The sequence below is a fragment of the Aureibaculum flavum genome (genome assembly GCF_016406085.1).
Taxonomy (GTDB): domain Bacteria; phylum Bacteroidota; class Bacteroidia; order Flavobacteriales; family Flavobacteriaceae; genus Aureibaculum; species Aureibaculum flavum.
Map to the genome: position 1 here is coordinate 174341 of NZ_JAEHFJ010000008.1, position 8992 is coordinate 183332.

Annotated in this window: 11 protein-coding genes; 5 read left to right on the plus strand and 6 right to left on the minus strand. The window is 30.1% G+C overall.

Features of this window, described 5'->3' with window-relative positions:
- Positions 1-130 precede the first annotated feature (130 nt).
- The 5 genes from JBL43_RS15745 to JBL43_RS15765 all read right to left on the minus strand — a co-directional run bounded on the left by JBL43_RS15745 (position 131) and on the right by JBL43_RS15765 (position 4122).
- Positions 131-2203 (minus strand): hypothetical protein, encoded by a 2073-nt coding sequence (locus JBL43_RS15745; RefSeq protein WP_198842364.1) that lies wholly within the window; start codon positions 2201-2203, stop codon positions 131-133.
- A gap of 216 nt (positions 2204-2419) precedes the next feature.
- Complete coding sequence (gene ribA / locus JBL43_RS15750) at positions 2420-3034, minus strand: GTP cyclohydrolase II (protein ID WP_198842365.1); 615 nt, start codon at positions 3032-3034, stop codon at positions 2420-2422.
- A gap of 64 nt (positions 3035-3098) precedes the next feature.
- Complete coding sequence (locus JBL43_RS20450) at positions 3099-3281, minus strand: DUF5320 domain-containing protein (RefSeq protein ID WP_198842366.1); 183 nt, start codon at positions 3279-3281, stop codon at positions 3099-3101.
- A 40-nt stretch (positions 3282-3321) separates the two neighbouring features.
- A complete protein-coding gene (locus JBL43_RS15760) occupies positions 3322-3699 on the minus strand; it encodes a NifB/NifX family molybdenum-iron cluster-binding protein (RefSeq protein ID WP_198842367.1) in 378 nt (125 codons plus the stop codon).
- A gap of 24 nt (positions 3700-3723) precedes the next feature.
- Positions 3724-4122, minus strand: coding sequence for a DUF134 domain-containing protein (locus JBL43_RS15765; protein ID WP_198842368.1), 399 nt, complete (start codon positions 4120-4122; stop codon positions 3724-3726).
- A 341-nt stretch (positions 4123-4463) separates the two neighbouring features.
- On the opposite strand from JBL43_RS15765, the gene JBL43_RS15770 reads away from it, so the two are divergent.
- From JBL43_RS15770 to JBL43_RS15790, 5 genes are all read left to right on the plus strand, one after another.
- Positions 4464-5102 (plus strand): CPBP family intramembrane glutamic endopeptidase, encoded by a 639-nt coding sequence (locus JBL43_RS15770; RefSeq protein ID WP_198842369.1) that lies wholly within the window; start codon positions 4464-4466, stop codon positions 5100-5102.
- Between the two features lie 113 nt (positions 5103-5215).
- Positions 5216-5461 carry a ribbon-helix-helix domain-containing protein gene (locus JBL43_RS15775; RefSeq protein ID WP_198842370.1) on the plus strand — a complete coding sequence of 82 codons (246 nt, stop codon included), beginning with the start codon at positions 5216-5218 and terminating at the stop codon, positions 5459-5461.
- Positions 5458-5751 (plus strand): type II toxin-antitoxin system RelE/ParE family toxin, encoded by a 294-nt coding sequence (locus JBL43_RS15780; RefSeq protein WP_198842371.1) that lies wholly within the window; start codon positions 5458-5460, stop codon positions 5749-5751. The genes JBL43_RS15775 and JBL43_RS15780 overlap by 4 nt, the downstream gene beginning before the upstream one ends.
- 106 nt (positions 5752-5857) lie before the next feature.
- Positions 5858-6316: a tRNA (cytidine(34)-2'-O)-methyltransferase gene (locus JBL43_RS15785; RefSeq protein ID WP_198842372.1), complete on the plus strand. Its 459-nt coding sequence runs from the start codon at positions 5858-5860 to the stop codon at positions 6314-6316.
- 59 nt (positions 6317-6375) lie between these two features.
- On the plus strand, positions 6376-7731 hold the full coding sequence (locus tag JBL43_RS15790) for an exonuclease domain-containing protein (RefSeq protein WP_198842373.1): 1356 nt from the start codon (positions 6376-6378) through the stop codon (positions 7729-7731).
- Between the two features lie 389 nt (positions 7732-8120).
- Here JBL43_RS15790 and JBL43_RS15795 read toward each other — a convergent pair whose 3' ends face one another.
- Positions 8121-8480 carry a nuclear transport factor 2 family protein gene (locus JBL43_RS15795; protein WP_198842374.1) on the minus strand — a complete coding sequence of 120 codons (360 nt, stop codon included), beginning with the start codon at positions 8478-8480 and terminating at the stop codon, positions 8121-8123.
- Positions 8481-8992 lie beyond the last annotated feature (512 nt).

The window sequence follows — 8992 nt, forward strand, 5'->3', positions numbered from 1 at the left end:
GTGAAAAAATAAAATTAGATAGTACTTTATTAAGTATTATTTTGAATTTTAAAAATGTTGTTATTAAGTTAATAATGTGACTAATTATTATTATAAAAGTACTTCGACAACTGCAGGAATCTTATAATTCTTAATCTAACAATTTGGGACTACTAAGAATCAATTCTATTTTTTTAATTATAACAGTTATTTGATTCATTTGTAATTCTATATTTCTAAAATAGATACTAATATCTCTATTTACCCAACTTTCAGAAATAACCCTTGCTCCTAAACTAATTCTTAAAATAGCACTTTGCAAATCATTTCCATATTTCACATTTACCGCCTGTCCGATATGACATTTTTGAGCAGCAAGTCTAATTATTTCTAAGGAAGAATCTTTAAATTGATCGGATAAATCAGAATTTAATAAAATATAGAGCTTTTTTACATGATCAACAGATAGAGCTGAATCATTTTTAAGAATGAAAAAAGGAAAAATGGTGCGAATATTTCTTATTCCAAATTCTTTACTATTATAACTGTTTGTTTTTGTTTCATCACCATAAAGGGGTTGTAAAAATGCCGCGTCATTAATTGAATCTTCAACGAAATTACAAAACATCTCAATACCCATATTTCTATAAAGAATAGGTGTTTTAAAATACCTTTCCATTTCAACTATAGCTGCATTCCATCGCATGTACGAACCATAATTAAACCCTTCAGATAAATCTTTTGAACAAAACCACGATGTTGGCCAATCAGAATGATTGTAGTATTTAGTTAAGCCTTCTGGTAATTTATTTTCAATAGCATGGATTAATTTACTTACACACTCGGGTAGAATTAATGCACCTGAATAGGGAGGGCCTGTAAAGTACTTACTTCCAGTTATAGAGACAATATATCCTTTATTTAAATACTGTTGTATGTCTGATGGGTCCAATCTAAGTTGAGCTGCATCCACAAGAACTTGCATTGATAAGTTTTCAAGTGAATCTAAATCTTTCATCATTTTTTCACTAGGGGATTGATAGCCTAGTTTTGATTGATCCATGGTATGTAAAACAATATGCCTGCCTAATGCATTCGTTTTAGAAATGGCATTAAACACTTCGGTATCTAATTGGCTGGAAGATTTTAAGGCACCATTCTCATCTCTAAATGGGATTTGAATTAAATCAATATCTCTAAATCCTTTTATTCTATCGCCTTTTTTAACAGGATGATTTAAAGCGGTTGTATTTTCAAAATGACACCCTTTTAATGCCGTAGGTACACCGCTGCCTGTTTCATCAGAAGCTACCAAAACATGCGTAATATCTTTGTCTGAAATAATTTGCGTAATAGCGGCTATTTGGAGTGAAGAGTCTGTGCCAGAAGGAGAGAATATTATTTGACATTCCTCTTTTAATCTAAAAATTTTTCTAAGATTACTCTTTAAAAGTTCAGAAAAATTAACAGTCGCATTTTTAAACCCATTTTTCAAGCTATTACTTATTAATATACTTCTAACCTTATCTGTTTTATCAAAAGCAAAATTAGATACACTTGTTGCCGTTGATGATGCAAAAGTAAAAGCATCAGGTCTCGGAAATGGTCTACAACCATATTTATTTAGTAAATTAATTTCGTCAATATTTAAACGAAGATCACCACCATCCATTAATAAATATTCAGTTGGTTTTGCCAAATTTTCAATAATTGGTTTCCATGATTCTTGAAATACTTTGGTTGATTTTTTTAATCCATGAAAGTCTTGTAATTTTTCATATTCTAATAAAGATTCAGTTTGTATAGCCTCATCCTTTTTAATCAAATCAATTAAAAAGTATTGGAGCGATTTTAATTTTTCTTTATCATCTTCAGGTAATAATTTATAAAATATACGCGTCACTTTAAGTGCTGCAATATCACATAATATAGTATCACTTTTGTCACTACCCAATGCTTTATACCAAAGTTGCCATTCTATACCATACCTTAAATAAACTAAAGCCAAAACCGGTTTGCTTAAATATAATGAACCAATTATAATAGATTTGTTCGGTACAATTTTGAAAACATCAGGTTGACTATTAGAGGTAATTATATTGATGTTATTTAGCTTAGGAACAGTGTTAAATCTTTTTAAAACGCGAACCAAATAATTCACATTTTCTTTTTCAAATAAACTTGTTCTTTTATATTGATCTTCAATAAGTATATTATTCGTCATAGGTGTTTTTGTTAAAAACATTCATCAGAATAAAGTACTATTCTGAGGCGTCTAAATTAAGAAAAATTAAAGTCTTATTTCTTTTCAATAAAAAAAGATATTCAGTGGTTATTGTTAAACAAAACCATTTATGTAACAAGACAGAATTATAATATCTAAGTGGCCAATTTCTGCAGAACTAGAAATGGATTCATTTAGATGTATTTGTTATCGTATTTATGTATCGTTATCACTAAGTTGATGTCCCATTAGGTTTTCCTTGGTGCTTAAATAATCTTTATTGAATTGATTTGATTTTATAATTATTGGAACACGTTGAACGACCTTAATACCACTTTGTTCTAATTTATTGATTTTATCAGGGTTGTTCGTTAATAATTGTATATTTTGTATTTCAAGGGCATTAAGAATTTCGACACCTACTTGATATTCTCGCTCATCAGGGGCAAAACCTAAATGCACGTTTGCTTCAATAGTGTCCATACCTTGTTCCTGAAGCTTATAAGCTTTAATCTTATTCATTAGACCAATTCCCCTTCCTTCTTGTTGTAAATAGATGATGACTCCCTTTCCTTCCTTTTCAATTAATTTCATGGATTCGACTAATTGTTCTCCACAATCGCATTTTAAGGATCCAAATAAATCTCCAGTAGCACAAGCCGAATGAATTCGAGTTAATACCGTATCCTTAGGTTCGAAATCTCCCTTAATTAGGACTATGTGTTCAACACCGCTTATTTTTTCTTGAAATGGAATAAGTTCAAAGTGGCCATATTTGGTGGGAAGTTTAACTCTTTCTCCTTGTATAATAGTTGAATTATTAACCATCATTAATTTAAATTTTTAAGGTATAATTTCATATTGTAATAAATATAATTAAAAATGAGAGATATACTCATTTTTTTTTAATTATCGTATGTAATTGTTTTATTGGTTTTGAATTGCTCAATGGTTCTTTCTTGAAAAAATATATTTTCTCAATAGTCTTTATTTCAAGGTCGTTTTTTCTGCATTTCCCTAGTTTTTTTCCTGTTTTTGGACCTAAACCTCCAGGGCCTTTTTGATCTAAATTGGGCATAAATTATATCTATTATGAGGTGTAAAAAGCGAAATTATTTTTATGCATGATTACAATGGTGCTTTTTATGATGCGTATGTCCGCAGGTTTCACCACCATCAGTTAGTAAGTTGCTGGTGTACTCCTTCATTAGTGTATCTACATTACCAGAACAACCTCTAATTACATTAATGCCTAAACTATTTAAAACAGTAAAGGCTCCCGCTCCTATACCTCCTGCAAGCATTACTTGAACGCCTTTTTCCGCTAAAACACTTGCTATATTAGATTTGCAGCCACAACCTTTTTCAGAAGCTAATTGCTCAATATTAGAAATTTGGTTGTCCTCAGTTAGGGTATAAATAGTATAAAACTTACAATGTCCGAAATGATCTTCAATTTGATTGTTTTTACCGGTTGGTATTGCTACTTTTTTCATATTATGAATTGATTTGTTACGTATTCAAATTTTTTGTTCTCTACTACAAAATTTATCTTTTGATGTACACATGACCTTTTCTTTTTCACCTTCCACTAAATTGTTACAATTTTTACAACGGTACCATTCTTTATCAAATTGATAATTACCGCCTTCAATTTCAATTGCTTTTCCTTCAACGAATGCTTTCGTAATTGTTTTTAAAGCCTTATTATATATTCTGGTAAGGGTTGGTCTAGAAATTTCCATCAATTTAGCCGCTTCCTTTTGCTGAAGCATTTTATAATTAACCAATCGTATACTTTCGTATTCTTCCAGTGTAAGTTGAACAGTCTTAAGTTTACAACGAGGAATTCCATAAGGCTTAAATCCTTTCATGATTGGAGGTTGTGAAATTTTTCTATTTTTTTCTGGTCTGGCCATTATAATTTAAAAGTAAAGTATAAATATAATGAACCTACGTTCATAATTAAGTTAAAAAATGACTTATTTATTGTAGCAAATGTTACTGAGATTTTAAAATTGTAAAGAATGTAAAATAATTAAAAAATAGAATTGGAACCATATAATAAAAAAAGGCTTGTAAGCTCACCATTTAATACGGTTGTAATATGCTTTAAATCGAGGTAATGGTTCCTATATGAAAAATGAAATAGAAATCATTTTTTAAATTCAGGAATTAACCCTTGCGTAAAAGTGACTTTAAAAAGTGAACAACTGTAACATTTCTAATATAACCATGTCTTTAGAAAAACGGCTGCTTCATGACCTTAACAAACAAAAAAATAGTACTTGCATCTCCCTTTTTAATTATTACTCTTAATTTTGCGATTGCCTTTTTATTTGGAGGAATTATTGGAAAATGGGTTTTTATACCTATAATACTTTTTGAATGGGGTCTCTTTCTATTCTTTATTATTAGATATTCTAATTATGAAACACGGAAAAGATGGTTGCAAAAATCAAAAGGAGCGATACGCTGGAATCTGTTAGCATTAATTATAGGAATTTTGCCACTTCCTCTATTTTTAATGCATTATGAAACGTTGGCAATTTGGCACGTTTGGTTGCCATGGATTTTATTAGCACTTATGAACCCGTGGCTGGAAGAATTTTACTGGCGTGGTTTATTATTAGAATATACCAAAAATTGGCCAAATGGGTTAGCAATAGTATTTACAAGTATCGTATTTGCTGCCAATCATGCTGTTTTTGGGGTGAACTCAGAATTAAATAGTGGTTTTACAGTAATAATTTCAACCTTAATAATGGGTTTAGTTTGGGGATTAGTATATAAAAAGACAGCTAGTTTAAAATGGATCATTTTCGCACATTTTTTAGTTGATTTTTTCAATTTGTCAGCGGCCTCATTTTTAGATTTATATGAAAAAACTAATTGGTAAAAAACTAATCTTAAATTAGAAAAAAACGGTCATAAAAGTTTAAATTAACGATAATAAAATTTGTGACTGGTGCGTTATTGATGTACATTAGCATCATTAATATTTTATAAATTATGTCAAGACAAAGTATAACATTTACTACGCCCAATGATAATTGGTTAAAATCTCAAATTGAGAGTGAAGAATATACCAGTAAGAGTGAATTGGTTAATGACCTTATTCGTCAAGCTAGAGAGCAACAAATAGAAGTAGATTATATTAGGGCAAAGATTCAAAAAGGACTGGAAAGTGGTATTAGCAACAGAACGGCTTCAGAGATTTTAGCTGACTCAAAGAGTAGGCTTAAAAAAATGAAATGAAATATATCTTATCTAGAGAAGCGGACGAAGATTTGATAAGAATTCATGCTTATGGTTTTTTTAGATTTGGAGAAGATCAAGCAGATAAATATTTTTTAGCATTTTTTGAGCAATTTGATGTTATTGCAAACAATCCATATTTATATCCCTCTGTTGATTATCTAGGGAAAGGAATTAGAAGATGTGTATGTGGTGTAGATAGTATTTATTATCAAATTCAGGACGATATAATAAGAATTGTTACTATAGTTGGTCGTCAAGAATTAGGAAGAAAATTAAAGTCTAAATAAACGATAAATTATAGGCAACAATATTTCTTATATTTGTTGACGTCTAAAATAGATAAAGGTGTCATAAGGCATATCGTCGCTTTTTGTTAAGCATAAACTTTTAAGAATGGGATTTAATATTGTACTAATTGAACCGGAGATCCCTATGAATACAGGCAATATTGGTCGATTAAGTTTGGCATCTGGATCAACATTACATCTCGTAAAACCTTTTGGATTTGAATTAAATGATAAGCGAGTGAAAAGAGCCGGGTTGGATTATTGGAAACATATTTCTCTTTTTATTTATGAAAGTATTGATGAATTTTTCGAAATAAATAAAGGTAAACAATTTGCCTATTTGTCAAGTCACGGTACACAAGATTACTGTGCTATTGACTATAAAGACGACATGTTTCTGGTTTTTGGAAAAGAATCTGTTGGTTTACCCAAAGAGATAGTATCAGAAAATTCAAATTTTGTATATACCATTCCACTTTATAGTACTCATATTCGTAGCTTAAACTTAGCGAATGCTGTAAGTATAGTGATTTATGAAGGAATTCGAAACATAAAAACACGCTAAAACATTGTTTTTTTATCCTTTAAAAATGTAACTTTAAAAATCAAAAAGGGAACAATAATTTGAAGTATGCAATTGTCGATATTGAAACTACAGGGCTAGGAGCAAAGGGGAATAAAATCACTGAGATCTCCATTTTTGTACATGATGGCGAGAAGATTCTTAAAGAATTTACAACTTTGGTAAATCCTGAGTCTTCAATAAGCTACAAAATTTCAGGACTAACTGGTATTACAAACGATATGGTTCGAAGGGCTCCTAAGTTTCATGAAATAGCAAAAGAGGTTATTGAATACACGGAAAATTGCATATTTGTAGCACACAATGTCAATTTTGATTTTAATGTTATTAAGCACGAACTTCAAGAGCTTGGAGCGGAATTTAAAAGAAAGAAATTATGCACTATCCGATTGTCAAGAAAATTAATACCAGGACAACGATCGTATAGCCTAGGTGCTTTGTGTACAAGTTTGGGTATAAATATCAAGAACCGACATAGAGCCCGCGGCGATGCACAAGCTACAGTTATATTATTAGAAAAGTTACTCGCATTAGATACAGGGCTTGTATTTGATTCCTTTTTAAATAATAAATCTAGACAAGCAACATTACCACCACTATTATCAAAAACTGTTATTGATAACTTACCAAACAAACCTGGAGTTTATTATTTTAAAGATGACAATAACAACGTAATCTATGTGGGTAAAGCTATTGATATTAAACAACGTGTATTAAGCCATTTATATAGTAAAGCCAATAAGGAATTAAAATTGTGTACAGAAACCGCTGATATTACTTTTGAACTTACTGGTAGCGAACTCGTGGCCTTACTATTGGAGTCACATGAAATTAAGCGGTTATATCCAAAATATAATAGAGCACAAAAGAAAAAACGTACCAGTTTTGGTTTAACGACCTACCAAGATTTAAGTGGAATAATACATATCACCTACAATAGATTAAAACTAATATCAAATCCAATTTTAAAGCTTTACAATCAAACAGAATGCAGAACTTTTTTGGAAGAATTTTGTGAAGCACATGAATTATGTCCTAAATACTGTAGTTTACAGAATATTCCAGGCGGATGTTTTCACTACCATATAAAAACGTGTAAAGGAGTTTGTAGAAATATGGAAGATGTTGCGTCCTATAATGTAAGAGTGAAAAAAGCACTTTCAAGTATTGACAAATTGAACAGTACTTTTATTATTAAGGAAAAAGGAAGAACAGAGCAGGAGCAAGCGGTAGTGCTTATAAAAAATGGTTTATATCAGGGGTTTACTTTTATAACAGAAAATGAAGAAACCATTCCCATTTCAGAATATGAGCAATTAATAGAGCTTAAAGAAGACAATAGTGATACCCAACGTATTGTGAGACGTTATTTAGAAAAAGCGGATCTGAAAGTCTAGATTCTTATTTGAGATTACGCCCTTTGTCTGTGATATTTAAGAGGGAAGCGAGCGTCGACCTAGAAATTATTTGGAAAAGGGCATCCCTATTTAGCAGATAACTTGCATTTATGTCAATGGAGGTCTAACATGTAATTGAGAGTACGGAACGTCTCCGAATATGATAGATAGCGTGCAAATAGACGCCAACTTTTGGGATTACACATGGGCCTAATTTTAAAATTTTCTTTTAATCCTTATTTTACAATATACGGAATTTAAAAATTTGGAAGTTTTTGAAAATACACACAAATCTCTCGAAAATACTTTAATAGCTATGTTTTATAAACATTGTTTTCAACGCTTTCTATGCGTTTAGGTTCTTAATTTTTCTTCAGATTTTGTTTTATTTACTCACTTTTTTCTGTGATGCAATACGAGGATATTTTATCAATCATATTTTGGTCGTTAAACTCATAAATGTCACATGCGGAAATAAAATTCAATCGTTTTCCATCTTGTTTAAATTCCGCTGTTCCAATGATGATTACTTTATTATCCGAAACAATTATTTTGTCTGTTTTAAAATCAGTTTGCATAGATTTAAAATATTCCCCTATCTGTTCGCAATTTTTCGTAACAGCTTTTTTTCCGTCAAAAATGTTTTCGCCAATTATATTCCAAACTATTTCCTCACTTAAATAGTCTATAGTTTTATCAAATTTTCCGTTCGAGAAAAGTTTCGCTATTTCTTTTTTTGAATGTATCATTTGTCTATAAAGTTCGTTTTTTTATTAAATGCTGCAAAACATATGCATAATCGTATTGCATTTATATCTGTTATATGCAAGTTATTATTTTTACGTTAATTATCTAAAGTCAAACAATATTATGATCAATTATTTAGACTTTTTAGCATAGTACATTGTTGTAATAAGTTTCTAATTTTGATATACCTTGTCCTTCTTTAATTTTTATATTATTGAATATCATGTTTCTTCAGTTAGTATTAAAAGTATAAAAACAGTACGGTACTAGTCCCTAATTCATACCTCTAATTTTTTAATTTCCATTAGTTTTTTTGTTCATTTGAGGCATAATGAAATACTATTTGATCGTAAAACGAAACATTTATTTTATTAAAGAAAGAGTGAATATATAAAACATTAATGGATGTTCAATTTCAATTTTAAAAAGTGGAATACTATTTTAGGCTGGGTAACATTTGCAATAGCATTATTAACATACACGCTTACTTTAGAACCAACAGTTAGTTATTGGG

Bases quoted from the DNA above. Each gene is read 5' to 3' on its own strand.
- JBL43_RS20450 (WP_198842366.1), bottom strand. From the start codon at position 3,281: ATGCCCAATTTAGATCAAAAAGGCCCTGGAGGTTTAGGTCCAAAAACA.
- JBL43_RS15765 (WP_198842368.1), bottom strand. From the start codon at position 4,122: ATGGCCAGACCAGAAAAAAATAGAAAAATTTCACAACCTCCAATCATG.
- JBL43_RS15780 (WP_198842371.1), top strand. From the start codon at position 5,458: ATGAAATATATCTTATCTAGAGAAGCGGACGAAGATTTGATAAGAATT.
- JBL43_RS15785 (WP_198842372.1), top strand. From the start codon at position 5,858: ATGGGATTTAATATTGTACTAATTGAACCGGAGATCCCTATGAATACA.
- JBL43_RS15795 (WP_198842374.1), bottom strand. From the start codon at position 8,480: ATGATACATTCAAAAAAAGAAATAGCGAAACTTTTCTCGAACGGAAAA.
- JBL43_RS15745 (WP_198842364.1), bottom strand. From the start codon at position 2,203: ATGACGAATAATATACTTATTGAAGATCAATATAAAAGAACAAGTTTA.
- JBL43_RS15760 (WP_198842367.1), bottom strand. From the start codon at position 3,699: ATGAAAAAAGTAGCAATACCAACCGGTAAAAACAATCAAATTGAAGAT.
- JBL43_RS15775 (WP_198842370.1), top strand. From the start codon at position 5,216: ATGTCAAGACAAAGTATAACATTTACTACGCCCAATGATAATTGGTTA.
- ribA (WP_198842365.1), bottom strand. From the start codon at position 3,034: ATGATGGTTAATAATTCAACTATTATACAAGGAGAAAGAGTTAAACTT.
- JBL43_RS15770 (WP_198842369.1), top strand. From the start codon at position 4,464: ATGACCTTAACAAACAAAAAAATAGTACTTGCATCTCCCTTTTTAATT.